10 protein-coding genes are annotated in these 17,448 nt (G+C 74.7%); 5 read left to right on the top strand and 5 right to left on the bottom strand.

The annotated features are described in order from the left end of the window. Positions 1 to 47: 47 nt before the first annotated feature. The 5 genes from WME82_RS03480 (at position 48) to WME82_RS03460 (ending at position 4,726) form a co-directional block, all read left to right on the top strand. Positions 48 to 824: a rhomboid family intramembrane serine protease gene (locus WME82_RS03480; protein WP_437914693.1), complete on the top strand. Its 777-nt coding sequence runs from the start codon at positions 48 to 50 to the stop codon at positions 822 to 824. Between the two features lie 153 nt (positions 825 to 977). Next, entirely contained in the window at positions 978 to 1,538 is a 561-nt protein-coding gene (locus tag WME82_RS03475) for a hypothetical protein (RefSeq protein ID WP_438041664.1), read from the top strand. After that, a complete protein-coding gene (locus tag WME82_RS03470; protein WP_437863792.1) occupies positions 1,535 to 2,488 on the top strand; it encodes an MlaE family lipid ABC transporter permease subunit in 954 nt (317 codons plus the stop codon). Before WME82_RS03475 ends, WME82_RS03470 begins: the two co-directional genes overlap by 4 nt. Before the next feature lie 26 nt (positions 2,489 to 2,514). After that, entirely contained in the window at positions 2,515 to 2,970 is a 456-nt protein-coding gene (locus tag WME82_RS03465; protein WP_438041663.1) for a hypothetical protein, read from the top strand. Positions 2,971 to 3,067: 97 nt separating this feature from the next. Continuing rightward, positions 3,068 to 4,726, top strand: coding sequence for a phytoene desaturase family protein (locus WME82_RS03460; protein ID WP_437863769.1), 1,659 nt, complete (start codon positions 3,068 to 3,070; stop codon positions 4,724 to 4,726). 35 nt (positions 4,727 to 4,761) lie between these two features. On the opposite strand, the gene WME82_RS03455 is transcribed toward WME82_RS03460, so the two are convergent. The 5 genes from WME82_RS03455 to WME82_RS03435 all read right to left on the bottom strand — a co-directional run bounded on the left by WME82_RS03455 (position 4,762) and on the right by WME82_RS03435 (position 17,416). Further along, positions 4,762 to 5,178 (bottom strand): YkgJ family cysteine cluster protein, encoded by a 417-nt coding sequence (locus tag WME82_RS03455; protein WP_437715531.1) that lies wholly within the window; start codon positions 5,176 to 5,178, stop codon positions 4,762 to 4,764. A 262-nt stretch (positions 5,179 to 5,440) separates the two neighbouring features. Further along, complete coding sequence (locus tag WME82_RS03450; protein ID WP_438041662.1) at positions 5,441 to 11,428, bottom strand: hypothetical protein; 5,988 nt, start codon at positions 11,426 to 11,428, stop codon at positions 5,441 to 5,443. Beyond that, a complete protein-coding gene (locus WME82_RS03445; protein WP_438041661.1) occupies positions 11,425 to 16,197 on the bottom strand; it encodes a hypothetical protein in 4,773 nt (1,590 codons plus the stop codon). Before WME82_RS03445 ends, WME82_RS03450 begins: the two co-directional genes overlap by 4 nt. Positions 16,198 to 16,463: 266 nt before the next feature. Next, complete coding sequence (locus WME82_RS03440) at positions 16,464 to 16,760, bottom strand: polyhydroxyalkanoic acid system family protein (RefSeq protein ID WP_272097713.1); 297 nt, start codon at positions 16,758 to 16,760, stop codon at positions 16,464 to 16,466. Positions 16,761 to 16,816: 56 nt separating this feature from the next. After that, positions 16,817 to 17,416 carry a peptidyl-prolyl cis-trans isomerase gene (locus WME82_RS03435; RefSeq protein WP_437744107.1) on the bottom strand — a complete coding sequence of 200 codons (600 nt, stop codon included), beginning with the start codon at positions 17,414 to 17,416 and terminating at the stop codon, positions 16,817 to 16,819. Positions 17,417 to 17,448: the final 32 nt, after the last annotated feature.

Genomic DNA, 17,448 nt, shown 5'->3' with positions numbered 1-17,448 from the left:
AAGGCAGGCGGATGCTGTCACGGGCCCGCGTGCTTAAGGTGATCGCGATGCTGCCCGTCCGTGACCAACTGCCCACCCGCAAGCTGCCGGTCGTCAACTACCTGCTGATCGCGCTCAACGTCCTCGGTTTCTTCTGGATGCGATCGACGATCGCGGCCGGGTTGCCGCCCGACCGGCTGCTCTCGGCGTGGGGCCTCGTCCCCGAGCAGCTCCTGGAAGCGCCGAGCGACGCGTGGTGGACGGTCTTCAGCAGCATGTTCCTGCACGATCCGACGGGGTGGGCCCACCTCGGCGGGAACATGCTGTTCCTCTGGATCTTCGGCGACAACGTCGAGGACGCGCTGGGCAGCGCCCGCTACGCGGCCTTCTATGTGCTGTCCGGGATCGCCGCCGCGGGCGCGCAGGTCGTCATCGATCCCGGCTCGACGATCCCGATGGTGGGCGCCTCGGGCGCGATCTCGGGCGTGCTGGCCGCGTACGCGTCGCTCTACCCGCGATCGCCGATCACGGTGCTGAACCCGATCTTCCTCCTGTGGTTCATCTTCGGGCTGTTCCTGGAGCTCCCGGCGTGGCTGGTCATCCTCGAGTACTTCGTGGTGAACCTGCTGAACGGGCTCGGCTCCATCGGCGTGCGCGGCGGCGGCGTGGCGTTCTTCGCGCACCTCGGGGGGTTCGTCGCCGGGCTCTTCCTCGTCCGCATCTTCATGACAGGGCGCACCCGGCGCGAGCACGAGCGCTGGCAGCACTTTCGCCCGTCCCCCCGGCACCCCGCTGCCCGCCGGGCCCCGCCGTGGGACGCGCCGCGGCGGCGAGACTCCTGGTGACGGCGAGGTGCGACCAGGAGCGACCCGAGGTGCGGCGCCCTGTACGCGGCGCGCGGCGAAAAAGCCGGTGAGATCCGAAGGATCTCGCCGGAACGGCCAGGCTGCTCGCGGTTCGCCCAGGATGCAAAAGCGTGATAGCGTCGGCCCGCAGCGATGCGACGACCCCTTCGAAGGCGCCTCACCGCCGCGGGTTCTGCGGGCGAGGCAGCGGACCCCCGAGCCTGGCTGCTCGCCGTCGCGATCGCGCTCGCCGCCTGCGGAGGGTCGTCGTTCGACGGAACGGTCTACCGCGGCACGGACGTGGCGTTCCGCGTGCCCCCGGCGCCGGCGAGCTGGAAGCGGCTCGAGGTGTCGGACGCGGCGGTGGCGTACCGCGACGACGCGAACGGGGCGACCATCGCCCTCAACGGGCGCTGCCGGAACGAGGAGGACATCCCGCTCGTCTCGCTGACCAACCACCTCTTCCTGCACTTCACCGAGCGCGAGGTGCTGAAGCAGGAGGTCGTGCCGTTCGACGGCCGCGAGGCGATGCACACCGTCATGTCGGCGAAGCTCGACGGGGTGCCGAAGGTCTTCGACATCTGGGTGCTCAAGAAGAACGGCTGCGTGTACGACATGCTCCTCATCGCCGATCCCGCCGGCTACGCCGCCAGCGAGCCGGCGTTCACGCGGATGGTCCGCGGCTTCTCGACCCTGCGCACCGATGACCGATGACGACTGATCGCAAACGGCCCGTGGCGGCGCCGCCGCCCGCCTCGAACGGTCCGCCGGCCGCCTCCTCCGGCGGGGGCTCCACCAGCGTGCCCCCGCAGAGCCTGCAGCCGACGAGCGTGCCCCCGCAGAGCCTGGCGCCGAACAGCCTGCCTCCTCCGCCGCTCCCCCCGCTCCTCGCCCGGATCAACGAGAACGCGGTCGGGTTCGTCGAGCACCTCGGGCAGTTCGGGCGGATGACCTGGGGGGCGCTCAGGTCGATGTTCGAGCGGCCGCTCGAGATCCGCTCGACCCTCTATCAGATGGAGGCGCTCGGCGTCCGCTCGGCCGCCATCGCGTCGGTGACGGCGCTCTTCGTCGGGATGGTCATGGCGGTGCAGTTCGCCATCGGCCTGCAGAAGTTCGGCGGCATGGAGTACACCGGCCGCATCATCGGCCTGTCGTTCTCGCGCGAGCTGGCGCCGACGCTCACGGCGGTGATCGTCGGCGGCCGCATCGGCGCCGGCATCGCGGCCGAGGTCGGGTCGATGGCCGTCACCGAGCAGATCGACGCGATCCGCGCCCTCGGCGCCAGCCCGCTGAAGAAGCTCGTCTTGCCGCGGCTGCTCGCGAGCGTCGTGGTGATGCCCGTGCTCGGCGCGTTCGCGCTCGTGCTGGGCTTCGGCGGGGCGATGCTGGTCTGCGCGACCGAGTTCGGCATCCCCGCCGGCTTCTTCCTGAGGACGGCGCTCGGATCCGTCACGTTCATGGATTACTTCAGCGGGATGTACAAGACGCCCTTCTTCGGGGCGATCATCGCGCTCGTCGGGTGCCACTTCGGGCTGATCACGCGGGGCGGAACGGAGGGCGTCGGCCACGCGACCACGCGCACGGTGGTCGTGACGTCGATCACCATCCTGATCGCCGACTTCTTCCTGACCAAGATGTCCATCCTGCTCTTCCCGACCCGGTGAGCAGGGCCGGTCCGGGAGGCGCCCAGATGCCGCCGCCGACGTCGCAGCGAACGCTGGTCGGGCTCCTGCCGGTGCTGCTGTTCGGGGTGCCGTTCGGGGTGACTGCGTGCCAGGGGGACGCCGGGAGGGAGGGCGGGGTCGCGGAGGCGAGCGACGGCGGCGCGGCGCTCCCGGAGGGCACGCCGGTGCCGCGGCGGCCGACGCGGCACTACCACCTCCGCCGGACGGACGACGGGTGCGAGATCTTCTGGATCGACGGGGATCTCGTCTCCGCGTCCCAGGCGGTCGTGTGCCCGCCCGATCTCGAGGTGGGCGAGCGCCTCCGCCTGACCGGCAAGACATGCCTCCGCGAGTCGGCGCAGACCCCCGCGCGCGCCGTGCCCGTCGTCTGCCCGCTGCCGCTCATGAACATGGAGAAGGCGGACAGGGCGCCGCCCGACGCCGGGGCGCCGCCCGACGCCGGCAAGCGAGGCGGCGGGTAAACGACGGGGAAGCGACGAGCGAGAGGCGGGGCCATCGAGGGCACAAGCGCGCAGCCGACCACGTCCCTGGAGCATCGTAGTCCGGAGGGGTAGCGTCATGCGGCACGCGGATACCGTCGTGATCGGATCGGGCGCCGGCGGGCTCACTGCGGCGCTCGCGTTGGCGCGCGCGGGACAGAAGGTGCTCGTCGTCGAGCAGCACTACTTGCCCGGCGGGTGGACGCACAGCTTCTCGTTGAACGGGTACCTGTTCAGCCCAGGAGTCCATTACATCGGCGGGCTCGGCCCGGGGGGCGCCGTGCGGCGGCTCTACGAGGGGCTCGGGCTCTCGGGAGATCTCGAGTTCTGCGAGCTCAACCCGGACGGGCTCGATCACCTGATCATCGGCGACGAGCGGCTCGACGTGCCCAAGGGCCTCGATCGGCTCGTCGCCCGGCTCACGGCGCGGTTCCCGCACGAGGCCGCGGGGATAGCGCGGTACTTCCGTGTCCTGCGCGGGGTCAACGACGATCTCGGGCGGCTCGAGGCGATGCTCGAGTTCCCGAGGGTGCTGCTCGCGCCGTTCAAGGCGCCGAGCCTCGTGCGCTGGGGCCTCCGCACCCAGGAGGATCTGCTGGACGCGACGATCCGCGATCCCCTGCTGCGCGCGTTCCTGTCGGCGCAGGGGGGCGATCACGGGCTGTCGCCGTCGCGCGTGGCGCTGCCTGTCCACGCGGGCATCGTTTGCCATTACATGGATGGCGGGTACTACCCGCGCGGGGGCGCGAAGCGCATCCCGCTCGCGATGATCAGGGCCCTTCGCCGGCTCGGAGGGCAGGTGCGGACGCGCGCGCGGGTGAAGCGCATCCTCGTCGAGCGAGGGAGAGCGGCCGGCGTCGAGCTGGAAGGGGGAGAGGTCCTGCGCGCGGCGAGCGTCGTCTCGAACGCGGACCCGGCGATCACCTATGGAGAGCTGCTGCCGCCCGAGCTGACCGCCCGCGAGCGCCGCAAGGTCCAGCGGATGGAGTACTCGGTCAGCCTGCTCAGCGTGTTCTGCGCGGTGGACATGGACCTCCGGTCGATGGGTTACGACTCAGGCAACTACTGGTGGTACCGCGAGCGAGACGTGGGGCGCCTCTACGAGCGCATGGAGCACCAGCTGCCGCGCGGGGCGGTGGACGGGCTGTTCCTGACCATCACGACGCTGAAGGACCCGGGCCACCCGACCCGGGGCAACCACCACACGATCGAGATGTTCACGTTCGTGCCCCACGGCCCCTTCACGCGCTGGGAAAAGACCCGCACGGGCGAGCGAGGGGCGGACTACGAGGCGTTCAAGGAGTCGATCGGAGATCAGATGATCGCGGCGGCGGAGAACGTCATCCCAGGCATCTCGCGCGCGCTCGTGTTCCGCTCGGTGGCGACGCCGCTGACCAACGACTTCTACTGCGCCACGTACCGCGGCGCCGCCTACGGCACCGCCAAGACGCGGTGGCAGCTCGGCCCGCTGTCGTTCTCCATCGGGACGAGGATCCCAGGGCTGTACCAGTGCGGGGCCAGCACGCTGAGCCACGGGGTGGCAGGCGCCGCGATGTCAGGCCTCATGGCCGCGCAGCGGATCACGGGCGCGGCACGCGCGGAGGATCTGCTCGGGCCGGCCGACGGCTCGCTGCGGACCTACCCCGCCGATCGGCCGGAGGAGTGGCTGCACGAGCGGAGGAAGGCGAGCGCGGCGGCGCAGGCGGACACGGACGACGAGGTCCACGAGGGGACGTGAGCCGCGCTTGAGCCGCGCTGCCGCCCTATCGAGCGCTAACCGGCCGGCGTCCTGGACCGGAACGTGATCTGCACGAGCGGCATCACGTCGGGATCGTCCTGTGTCTCCCGCTCGAACTGGAGCACGTCGTAATAGCCGCACCGCGGCCTGCCCGGGTAATCGCGGCAGACCTCGGGCCGTGCCTCGTAGATGGTGCAGCCGCGGGTCGTGAGATCGAGGAAGCGGCAGACCCGGCCGAGCACCGGATCCGACTGCCGCCGGAGGATGCGCTCGTCGTTGTAGCGCTTCGTGAAGCGCTCCTCGGCGGCCTCGAGCGTGAGGCCGAAATGGCGGGCGAGCCGCCGCAGGTCGCGCGGCGTGACCTCGACCCGCTCGTAGATGGAGCAGCAGTAGGCCGGGCACTTCGAGCAATCGTAAGAGACGCGGGGCTTGGCCTTGAGGGTCGTCGTCATGGATCGTGAGGAACGTGCAGCCGATGCCGGAGCGAAGAGGCCGAGCGCTCGCTGTCAGGCAGCGGAGCATACGCGGCCGAGCAAGCCTCCGCGACGGCGAAGTGCTCGCCACGGCGCGCACTCAACATAGCGCCACGGTGCAATCGTGCGATGGGAACGCGATGGGAACGCGATGGGAGCGCGATGCGCGAGGACGGTAGCACGATGACGCGATGAGGCGCGGGCAGCGCGCAGCCACGAGCGCGCGAGCGCCCGCCCGCCTTCACTCGTTGAAGCCGAGCTGCTCCCGCGCCTCGGTCAGGCCGTCGCTCACGGCGAAGACGATGAGGTCGCGCGCCTCCGCGTTGCGCCCGATCCAGGTGACGCGGTCCTTGCCCGCGGCGGGCGGCGCGTTCGTGTTGCCGCCGGACCAGGCGATGCCCGTGAGGACGACGTTGATGTCGCCCACGGCGAGGAACGCGGCCCGGTTCCCCCAGCCGTTGATCGCGGTGTTCAACGTCGAGGCGCGGTTGCCGATCGAGCCGATGACGTCGGCGGCGAGCACGCTGATCTTCGGATCCACGCCGCCCGCCATCACCCGCTCGATGCGGCCGTGGTACTCGCGCAGGCGCCCGGCGTCCGCGCCCTGCGGCGACCACGTCGGGACGAACGCCTTCAGGTAAGCCGCGAGCAGCGGCCAGAGATCGATCGGCGCCGTCCGCGAGAAGGCCGAGGCGTTGGTCTGGAGGATCTTGACGGCGCGGTGGATGAGGGCGACCCGGACGTCCTCGCGCGGCGAGGTGACGAGCGCCTGGCCGAGGACGATCTTGGGCGGGCTCGTGGACGCCGGCACGCAGACGGCGCCGAGCGCGCCCGTCATGTAGACCTGCAGGCCGGGGAGGCCGTACGCCGCGCCGATGCCGCGCGCCAGATCGGTGATCTCGGCGTGCTGGGGCGGCAGCGGCGTCGCGCGGATCGAGTCGAGATCGAACGGCACCGCGGCGTCGAGCAGCGGGCCCGTCTTGAGCAGGAGCTCCCGGAACGCCGGGGTCATGAGCTCCGGCGCGAGGTGGGCGTCGAGGCGGGCCGCGCCGGCGGCGTTGCCCGCGCCGCCCATCGCGGCGTCGCGGCCGTCGAGCGCGTCGACCGTCGCGCGCGCGATCTTCGCGGCGCCGGCGCGGCCGCGGAGCTCCGCGACCGTCGCGACCGTCGAGAAGAGGTAGGGCTCGAAGCGGCCGGTGTTGAGCGCGCGGCGCGCGTCGGCGAGGGCGCGATCGAGCAGCGTGGTCGCCGCGGAGGCCTGCTCGGTGCGCTGGTAGTAGCGGGCCAGCGCGCCGAGGGCGAAGTCGTCCTTCGGCCACGTCTTGCGGGCGGTGAGCAGCGTGGCCTCGGCCTTCTTCGCGTCCCCCATCGCCTCGTAGATCTCGGCGAGCTCCGCGGTGCGGCGGCACTTCTGCTCGGGCGCCTCCGCGGCGTTGATGAGGAGGTTCTGCTGCTCGAGCGCGCGGGCGCCGTCGCCGGCGCGCTTGTAGAGCGAGACGAGGCGCTCGCGCGCGCTCACGTCGCCCGGCGAGCGCTTCAGGATCTCCTGGTACGCGAGCTCGGCGCGCTCCGCGTTCGGGAGGTGCTCGTCGTAGAGCTCGCCGAGGCGGAGGTAGATCGCGACCTGCTTGGCGGGCTCGGGAACGAGGCGCGCGAGGCGGATCCACGCCTGCTCGGCGCCGGCCCAGTCGCCCTCGCCGGCGCAGACGTCGGCGAAGGCGGACAGGGCCTCGACGTGATCGGGGTTCGCGTCGAGCGCGGCGGCGAGCGCGCGCTTCGCGGCCGCCGCGTCGCCGACGTCGGCGAGCGCCCGGCCGCGCAGGACCTCCATCTCGACCCGCTCCGCGGGATCCGTCACCGCCTCGAGGCGGCGCTCGAGGAGCGCGGCGAGCTCGGCGCGCGCCCCCTCGGCGATGTAGATGGCCCTGAGCCGCGAGAAGACGTCGGCGTACGACGGATCGACCGTGGCGACCGCCTCGAGGACGTCGCGCGCCCGCGCGACGTTCTGGACCTTGTCCTGCCAGAGCACGGCCGCGGCGTAGAGCGAGTGCGCGCGCCCCTCGGGGCCGACGCTCGCGCCCGCGGCAGACTCGAGCGCCGCGGCGGCGGCCGCCGGGTCGCCGCCGCGATCGAGCGCGTCGGCGAGATCGAGGTGCGCGACGAGGTAGTGCGGGACGAGCGTGATCGCGTGCCGGAAGAAGGCGACGGCGTCCTCGATCGAGCCCGCGAGCAGGGCGTCCCTGGCGGCGCGCACCGAGAGGGCCGCGGCCTCGGACGGGCGATCGGTGCGCTCGATGAGCTGGCGATCCGCCTCGATCGCGAGGGCGTGATCCGCCTTCGCGCGGGCCTGGGCCGCCATCTGGCGCAGCGCCCAGATGCCGCGGGGCTCGTTCCTGTACGCGATCTGGACCGGCTCGAGCGCCTCCTCCCACGGGAGCACGCGCAGGCGCAGCCGCGCGGACAGGAGCGCGTGGGCGATCGCCTCCGGGCCGTCGAGGACACGCGCGATCTCCAGGGCGATCGGCTCGAGCTCCTCGTCGCGGCCCTCGCCGATGAGGTAGGAGGCGACCCGGCGGAGCGTCGGCAGGTGGTGCGGCGTCTCCTCCAGGATGGAGCGGCGCCAGAGCAGGGCGCTGCCGGCGTCCTTGCGCCCGTGCTCGTCCAGCTCCGCGAGGCGCTCGTAGATGTCGAGGCGCTCCGCCGCGTCCGCCGCCTCGCGGGCGCGCGGGATCAGGGCGTCGACGAGCTCTCCTGTGCCGTGGCCCGCGACGGCCGCGCGGTAGAGGGCGATCGGCGCGAGCGCGTTGTCCCCGGCGGCGATCGCCTGGCGGGCGCACGCGGCGGCCTGCGCGAGGTCGCCGGCGCGCTCGTGGTCGAGGGCGGCCTCGAGCGCGAGGCGAGCGGCCTCGATGCCCGCGGCAGCGCGGTCGTCACCCGAGCGGCCCGCGTCGCCATCACCGCCTGCGTCGAGGGCGCGCAGGAGCTCGGCGGCGCGCTCGGCGCGCCAGGAGGCGCGGTCGGCGGGCGGCTCCGGCGCGAGCCGCTCGAAGAGCTCGCGCAGGCCGATGTCCTGGGGGCGCGAGCGGTGCGCCGTATCGAGGAGCGACGCCGCGGCCGCGGGGTCGGCCTCGGCGACGAGGAGCGCCTCGCGGACGAGATCGTGAGCCCGCTCGAGGGGGTCGGCCGCGCCCTCGCGGCGGGTCCTGAGCCACTCGAGGAGACCGTCGCGGTCCACCCGGGCGCGCGCGCTGCGCTCGCCGAGGTGGAGCGCGACGGGGAGCTTCGGATCGATCTGAGCGGCGCGCGAGAGCAGGCGCTCGCCCTCCTCGTTGTCGCCGCCGTCGAGCAGGCGGATCGCGGCCTCGGTGACGAGCACCGCGGCGCGCGGCCCCTCGTCGAGCGTGAGCGCGTGCTCCGCGAGGATGCGGGCCGCGCCGACGCCGCTCTCCTGCGCGGCGCGGGCGCGCGCGGCGCCCTCGTGCTGCGGGTCCGCGGCGCGGGCGCGATCGAGATCGCTCATCGCCGCGCGCTGATCGCCCGCGATCTCCGCGAGGACGGCGGCGGCGAGCGCGCTGTCGCGCTCGGACGCGACCTCGCGCAGCGACGCCACGGCCCTGGCGACGCGGGCGCCGCGATCGCCGTCGAGATCGAGCTCGAGCGCGAGCGCCCGGAAGAGCGGGCTCTCCGGCGCGGTGTCGCCGTACGTGACGACCGCGCGGGAGAAGGCGTCGCTCGCGTCGACGCCGCCCTCGGCGGGGACGGCCTCGCGCGAGAGCGCGCGGCCGAGGGCCGCGGCGGCGCGGGCCCTCGGGCCGCCGAGGGGGCGCACACCCCTCGACGCGGGCGCGCCGTCCACCGCGACGTCGCCGCCGGCGTCGCTCAGGGCGGCGCTCGCCGCGGCGCAGAGCGGCGCGAACTCGGGATCGTCGGCGAGGGCGTCGAGCCACGGGTCGATCTCGCCCGCGGCGCCGCCGGCGAGCGCCGAGAGGACGATGCGATCGGCCGGCGAGAAGGCGCCGCCGTCGTCGAGCGTCGCGTCGCGCACGGCGGCGGCGTCGCCGAGCTCGATCGCCTGCGCCGCGAGGGCGCGGCGCGCCTGGCCGCCGTGCGAGCCGGCGGCGACGCTGCGGAGCGCGCCGAGCGACGCCGGGCGGGTCTCCTTGCGCGCGGCGCTCAGCGCGGCGGTGAGCCACGCGACGGCGGGCGCGAGCGAGGTGCCGCGCAGGGGATCGAGGGTCGCGAGGCCCTCGGCGAGGTCGCCGGCGCCGAGCAGGGCGCGGGCACGGAGCAGCGCCTCGTACGGCGTGGCGGGGGCGGCGCGGCCGCGCGCCGGCCTCGGGGCGCCGCGGTGCGCTGCGACCTGAGTGCTCGCCGCGGCGAGCGGCGCGAGCTCGGGCGCCTCGGGGAGGCGGAACTTCGCGAGCACGGCGGAGGCCGCCGCGTCCGAGTCCGGCGCGGCGAGCGCCTCGCAGAAGCGCTGGACGTGCGCGCGGGGATCGGCGGGGTGCGTCCGCGCCGCGAGCTCGAAGCGTTTGTGGGCGCCCTCGGGATCCACGAGCGGGATGCGGCAGAGCTCCGCGCCGAGCACGAGGTTGTGGCAGCGCGCGGCCGGCGTGCCGAGGACGCGGGTCTCGCTCTCCAGCGCCTCGAGCGCGGCGGGCAGATCCGCCTCGCGCATCAGGAGGCCGCGGAGCTGGCGGTGCGCGAAGATCAGGCTCGGGGCGAGCTCGCGCGCCTCGGCGGCGATGGCGCGGGCGGTGGCGTCCTCCCCGGCCATCACGTAGAGCTCGGCGACGGGAAGCAGCGCGCGCGCCCGGGCCGCGGGATCCTCGATGAGCTCGGCCTCGGAGCGGAGCCACGCGGCGCGCGCCGCCCACACGTCGCGCTGCTGCGACTGGACGAGGATCGCGCTCGCGTCCTGCTCGCCGTCGAACACCGAGGCGGGCGGCGGGATCGACGGCAGCGGCGGGAGGCTCTCCGGCGCGCGGGAAGGCGACGACGACGGGCCCGCAGGAGGCGCCGACGGAACGCGTGCTGACGAAGACGGGCGCGGCGGCGACGACGACGCGCGCGGCGATGAAGACGGCACGAACGACGACGACGGCACGAACGACGGCGACGGCCGGACGTGGGACGCCGCGAACGGGCGCGGTGGCGACGACGCGCGCGGCGACGACGAGGGGCGCGGCGGCGACGACGACGACGCGCGCGGCGATGAAGGCGGACGCGGCGGCGTGAAGGCGACGCCGCTGTCGGGTCTCCGGGTCGCGACGCGCGTCTGCGCGAGGTCGTCCTCGAGCTCTTCATCGGTCGGCTCGGTCGACCCGCCGATCAGGCTGGACTCGTCCACGAGCTCGCCGGGATCGCTGTCGGCGGCGGGCTGATCCCAGCGGCTGGTGGAGGCGGACGACTGGCCGGTGTACGGCCGGGTCGTGGGCCCAGGCTCGTCGAGGGCGTTCGTCTCCTCGTCGTCGATGCCGTGCGTCTCCTCGTCGTCGAAGGCGTGCGCCTCCGCGAACCGGCCGCTGCTGGCGCCGCTGGGCGGCGCGAATTCGAACGGAGAGTCGCCGCCGTCGGGGATGGGCGTCGCGCGGTCGCCCGGCTCGGCGGTGTCCTCCTCGAATACAGGCTCCCGGCGCACCGACGGCGGGGGCGGCGGGGCGGCGGGCTGCGGGCGCGGCGCCGTGAACCTCGCAGACGGGGCCGGCGGCGGGATCTTCGGCGTCCGATCGCCGGGCGTGAGCTCCGCGCCGAGCGATGCCTTCACGTCGCCCGGCCTGCTGCCCGAGCGGGGCTGGGCGGCGGGGCGGGGCAGCGACGGGGGGCGCGGCGGCGGGATGGGCGCCGGGGGCCGGCGCGTCCCGTGCAACGCCGGCGCCGAGGTCACGACCCCGTCGTCGACGTCCTCGCCGCGCTGATCCTCGAACAGCATGTCGAGCAGCGCGTCGCTCTCTCCGGCGCTCTGCGCGGGCCTCGCGGGCACGGGCACGGGCTCGCGGGAGAACAGCTGCTTCAGGCCGCCTTCGCCGGCGCGCTCGCCCTCCTCGGCGCCGCGGATCGACTGGATGAGCTCCTCGGGGATCTTCGCGAGGAGCGTGGCCTCCTCGACGTCGCCCTCCGAGACCGCCGCGCCGTACATCGCCGGCGGGGGGACCGTGATCTTCTCCTGCGACGGCGCGCCCTCGTCGCCGCCGCCAGAGGAGCCCTTGGATTGCGGATTCTTGCTCACCGGACCCCCATGCCGAGCTTCTTCCGGAGCTCGAGGTAGCTCTGCGAGAGGACGAACGCGACCAGCTGGCGCGCCCGCTCGCTCTCGGCGACGACACCGCCGAGCTGCTCGCGCGGGGTATTGAGGATGTCCGAGAGGACCAGCGAGACGTCGCCCGCGGCGATGACGGCCATGCGGTCGATGCTCCTGCGCGCGGCCTGCGCCCAGCGGAGCGGGTCCTGCTGGCTCGAGACGATGCGCTGGCAGACGTCGGCGATGGCCTTGCGGGTCGCGCGCGACATCTCCTTGTGGATGGCGCGCGAGACCTCGCCGAAGACGGCGTAGGGCGGCTGCGGGACCGTGAAGCCCGCCTCGATGCACGCGGCCGCGACGAGCGAGGCGACGGTGCTGTCGTCCCGCGTCCTGAGCGACGAGATGCCCCGGCGCAGCGCGAACGCCTCGCGCGCGATCGCCGAGCGCGAGGCGGCGTCGAGCGGCGTCGTGATCTCGGGGCCGAGCACGAGCGCCGGCAGCTGGCCGTAGACGCCGGTCGCGCCGCGAGGGCTCGGGCCGCCGACGTAGAGCTCGAAGTCCGTCTCGAAGCTGAGCGCGCCCATCCACTCGGCGACCGCCACGCGCAGCGGGTGGCCGCCGCGCGAGTCGATGCGGTCCTTCTTGCCGACGCCGAGCGACACGAGCGAGGGGCCGAGCGCCATGCAGATGGTCTCGGCCATCTTCGCGAACAGCTCGCCGACGGGCCCGGTGTCGAGCGGATCGGCGATGTCGGCCATGGCCTTGGCGTCGAGGGCGATCTGCGGCCGCGCCGGGACGCGGGCGTCGATCTTCCTGAGCTCCGCGGAGATGCCGTCGTCGATGCGGACGAGCGAGACGAGCGCGCCGAGCGTGGCCTGCCGGAGCGCCGCGTCCTGCCCCGCGCCGGCGATCTTCGCGAGGAGCGCGACCCGGTCCGCGTCGATCGGCTCGGACGCGAGCGCCTGGATCAGCGTCGCCTTGGCGCGGCCGAGCACGCGGGTGCGGAAGGCGGGCTCGTAGTCCGTCGTGAGGACGAGATCGATCGCCTCGCCGTCGTCCGGCGCCTCTTCGAGGAGCTTCGCGACGGCCCGCTCGGCGCGGCGCGGCGCGCCGAGCTGATCCCGGTAGATGGCCATCGCGAGGCGCGCCGCCTCGATCCGCCCCTCGGGGGTGTCGCGCTCGACCATGAGCTCCTCGAGCAGGCGCGTCGCCTCGTCCCAGGAGCCGACCCGGGCGGCGACCCGGACGAGGCGCTCGCGGACGACGAGCGTCGACAGCCCGGCCCGGTGCAGGCCGATCAGCACCTCGAGCGCCCTGTCGTGCTCGCCGAGCTTCTCGTAGGCGTCGACGGCCGTGATCCCCGACATGAGGCGCTGCTCCCCCGGCGCCTTCGCGACGCGCGAGAGCTCGGCGTAGAAGGCGGCCGCCTGGCCGAGGTCGCCCTGCGCCTTCGAGATGTCGGCCGAGAGCGCCAGCGCGCCGATGTGGTCCGGCTCGAGCAGCGTCACGTTCTCGAGCGCGGCGAGCGCGTCGTCGAGCTTGCCCTTCTTGCGGAGCACGCGCGCGCGCTCCCAGAACAGCTTGCAGAGCTCGAGGTCGTTGTCCGCCACGCCGAGCCGCTTCTCGATGATGTCGAGCAGCCGATCGTCCTCGTTGCGCGCGCGGACCCGGCGGAACAGCCGGTCGAAGGCGACGCCGCGCCGCGGGTCGCGCGCGAACGCGCGATCGAAGGCGATCTCCGCGTCCTCGTCGGCCTCGGTGTGCTGGAGGAGCAGGAGCCCAGCGCTCTCCCAGAACCCCGCGCCGCGCGCGTCGTCCTTGCAGAGCGCCCCGAGCTGCGCCGAGGCGAGCGCCGTCGACACGGGGTCGCGCAGCGCCTCGGACGTCGCGCGGACGCCCTCCCAGGCGGCGACGTCGTCGGGCCGCCGCTCGACGACCGCGCGGAACGCGGCGAGCGCGCGCTCGTGATCCCCGGCCGCGAAGTCCGACCAGCCCGCGAGGCCGAGCGCGGTGAGCTGCGCCTCCTCGCCGAGCGCGTCGCCGAGCCCGTGCAGCGCCGCGGCGCGGCGCCGCGGATCGCAGCCGGGGAGCGCGAGCTCGAGGTTGGCGAGCTGCGCGGGCGCGTGCTCGCCCGTGAGGAACGGCCGCGGCAGGTTCGGCTGATCGAGCGCGCCGACGATCGCGGCCGAGGCCTCCATCGCGGCGCGGGCCTCGCCCTCCATGTGCCGCGCGAGCGCGCTCCGCGCGGCGACCTCCGCCTCGCGGTCCTCGGCGCCGAGCGCGGCGCCGAGCCACTCGAGCTCGGCGTGCGGGCTCGGGTCGGCCGCGGCCCACGCCGCCGCGCGCGCCGCGGTGCGCGCGCGATCCTGGTCCAGGGTCCGCGCGAGGCGGAAGCGCTCGGCGTGCGCGATCGTCGCGGCGCCGTCGCCGCGCTCCTCGATGTAGTCGAGCGCGCGCTCGACGGCGCTGCGCTGCTCGAGGGCCGGCTGCCAGAGGAGGCGCCCGAGCGCGGCGGCCAGGGCGAGGTCGTCGCTCGCCTGCGACTCCAGCGCCTCGAGCGTCGCGAGCGCCTCGTCGGCGTCGCCGCCCTCGGCCGCGCCGACCTCGAGGCCGAACCGCGACAGCGCGAGCGCCGCCGGGTCCTCGCCCGCCTCGCCGGCGACCTCGAGGGCGCGGCGCCGGCTCTCCAGATCGCCCGCCTCGTGGCCGCGAAGGGCCCAGGTGAGCGCCGTCGCGCCGGCGCGCGGCGCCTTGCCGCGCGCCGCCTCGAGCTCCTCGACGGCGCGCCCGCGCTCGCCGGCGCGCCAGAGCAGGATCGCCGCCTCGATGTGCAGCGCCGCCGAGAGATCGGCGTCGTCGATCGCCGCGGCGCAGGCCGAGAGCGTCGCGGCCGCGGCGGTCGGGCTCCCGGCGCGCCGGTGGAGCTCGGCCAGGAACACCGCGATGACCTCGTCGTCCGCGGATCGCTCGAAGAGCGCGCGGAGCCGGCTCCGCGCGCGATCCAGATCGCCGCCGCGCGCGCTGCGCAGGGCAGCGACGAGCCACAGCCCGCGCGCGGTCTCCTCGCCCTCGACCTCGGCGAGCGACTCGATGACCGTCGGCGAGCGCCGCGGGCCCGCGGCGCCGGGCTCGTCGCCGCGCTCGCGCCGGCTGCGGACGAGATCGACCGCGAAGGCGCCGAGCGCCCGCCCGAGCCACGCGTTCGGCGTCGCGCCGTCGTCGGCGCCGGCGTCGGCGAGCTCGGCGAAGGCGCCCTCGGCGCCGTCCGCGTCCCCCCGGAGGAGGCGGCTCCGGCCGATCTCGAACCACAGGCTCGCCTTCTCGGCCGGGTCGACGCCCGTCGAGAGCAGCCGCTTCGTCGACTCCTCGTACCAGGCCGCGTCGCCGCGGAGGGCCGCGAACGAGCGGCCGAAGCGCGCGAGCACGCCCGGGTGGACGCCGGCCATGCCGGCCTGCGACAGGGCCGCCTTCGCCGCGCCGACGTCGTCCGTCCGCACCGCCCAGACGTAGGCCGCGAGGAGCAGCGCGCGCCCCCGCGCGTCGTCGCTGGCGTACGAGGCCGCCGTCGCCTCGAGCGAGGCCGCGAACGCGGATGGGTCCTGACCGTCTCCGAGGAGATCGATCTCCAGCGCGCGGGCCGGGATGCACTGCGGGTCGGCCGCGAGCGCGCTCCGGAGCGCCGCGAGCGCGGCCTCGCGATCGCTCGCGAGCGCCGCCGCCTCGGCGACGCGGAGCCACAGGGCCGCAGCGCCGGGCCCGCTCGCGCCGCGCGCGATCTCCTGCTTGGCCAGGCTGGCGGCGGCCTCGGCCTCGCCGGCGGACTCGAGCGCGGCGATGCGCGCCCGGCCGAGCAGCGTCGACTGGGGCAGCCGCTCCGCGGCCCGCTCGAGGAGCGACGCGAAGCCGCCCGTGCCGGCCCGCTGCGTCAGCTCGGCGGCGCGGAGCCACGCGTCGGCCGCGTGCTCCGGCTTGCGTAGGGTCCGCGGGACGCCGTTGGCGTCGCCGCTCGCCTCGTCGTCGAGCGCGTCGGCGATGAGCTCCGCCTGCCCCTCGAGGGCGCGCGCGAGCGCGCCGAGGTCCTCCTCGCGCCGGGCGATGACCTCGAGCGCGAGCTGCGACCTGAAGCGCGCCCGCCCCTCCAGCGCGGCGGCCGCGTCGAGCAGCTCGTAGGCGCGCTCCACGTTCTCGGTCGCCGCCGCGAGGTCGGCGAGCTCGATGAAGAGCAGCCCCTTCCACGTCGCGTCCGTCGCGAGCTCCGCGCGGGCCTCCAGCGCGCGCATCCGGCCGGCGAGGTCCCCTTCCTTGGCCGCGATGAGCTCGAGCTCGAGCCACGGGGTCGCGTCCTCCGGGTTGCTGAGCGCCGCCTCCTCGAGCGCCTCCTTGGCCGCCGCGAGGTTCTGCTCGTGGTCCTGGAGGTACGCCGCGCGCTCCCAGAACGAGCGCGCCCGCTCCTCGGGGGTGGCCGCGGCGCGCGTGAGCGCGTCGAGCAGCTTGCCGAGGTTCTTGATCGACTTGCGCCGCGTGAGGATGCGGACCAGCGCCTCGAGCGGCTCGCGGAACTGGGGATCCGCGTTGAACGCGGCGAGGTAGTCGCGCGCCGCCGTGGGCTCCTCGCCGAGCGCCTCCTCGAGCGCGCCGAGCTCGTGCAGCAAGAGCGCCTGGAGCTGCCGCTCCGGTTGCTCGCCTTGCTCCGCGCGGAGCCGCGCGATCAGGGCCGTCATGCTCTCCGCCTGCCCCTCGGGTGCCTGAACCGTCATCTCGCTCGCGACGCCTCCGAACGGGGTCTCATCTGTGCGCACCGCATGACGATGGCGGAGAGTAGCGAACCGAACCTGACGGAGTAAAGCGCGCCGGGCAGGGAGCGGGCTCGATCAGCGGCGAGCGGGCGGAGGTCGCTCGCTCGCGAGGAGGAGGCGGGGTTGCGGGGCTGAGGAGGAGGGAGCGCGTGTCGGCCGGGGCGCCGCGCGCTGCGGGGCGGCGCGGTCGATCGAGCCGCCGGGGCGCGCCTGGCCCGGCTGCCGGGCTAGGCCCTGCCCAGCACGGCGTCGAGCTTGTCGTTGACCTTCGACTCGACCATGCCCTTCATCGCCTTCAGCAGGAACGGGAGATCGATCTCCACATGGACCGCGGACGCCTCGACGCGAACGAGGCCCTTCGTCCCCTTCGCGGCGCCGCCCGGCGCCTCGAACCGGATGACGTCGCCATCCCATCGCCACTGGATGCCGAGCTTGTCTTCCATGCCCCGCGCAAGCTCTTCCGCGCGCTTCCTGGCCTCGTCCTTGGTGAGCGCGTGCTGCCGACGGATGTCGATCGTCGCCATACGGTATCTCCACTCGTTCGCGTCCACGGCGACGCGCCGGGTGCGGTACGCTCTACTTACTCGATCCGACGCGCGATCCAAAAGCCGCGCGGCGTGTCGACCGGGCCGCTCACGCCCCCCTTGGGGAGGCTGAACAGCTCGTACTCCGGCGCGGGCTCGAGCACGCCGCGCGGGATGTAGCCGAGGTCGTCGGTCGACCCCTTGTCGCCCTTCTCGATGGCGGCCTTGAAGTCCGTCTTGGCCACCTCGGCGAGCTCCCTGGCGAGCGCCAGCGCGGCGTCCTTGGAGCGCGCGGTCGGCGCCGCGCCCTGCGCGCCGCGGTACTGGATGAGCACGACGCCGAAGCGCACCTTCTTCGGCGCCTCGGCCGGCAGCGAGGGCGGCGCCTCTCCCGAGAGGAGCGTGACGCCCGCGTCGGATCGCCCCGCTGGCTCGGGGCCGCGCTCCTGGACGATGCCCTCGGCGCCGGCGTCGCTCCCCGCGTCGGCGTCGCCCGCCGCGGCCGTCGCAGGCGATGCGGCGGCGTCGGCGGCGTCGGGGCCTGCGTCGGCGGGCGCGCTGGCCGCGCCGCGCCCCTTCGAGCCGCCTTGCGTGATGACGAACGCCAGCGCGCCCGCGAAGAAGAGCGTGTAGATGACCGCCGTCGAGCGCTGCATGAGCGGCAGCGCGTTAGCACAGGTGGAGGACG

Source organism: Sorangium sp. So ce128, from assembly GCF_051525245.1.
In the GTDB taxonomy this organism is placed as follows: Bacteria; Myxococcota_A; Polyangia; order Polyangiales; family Polyangiaceae; genus Sorangium; species Sorangium cellulosum_B.
This window is presented reverse-complemented; position numbering and strand designations above follow the sequence as displayed.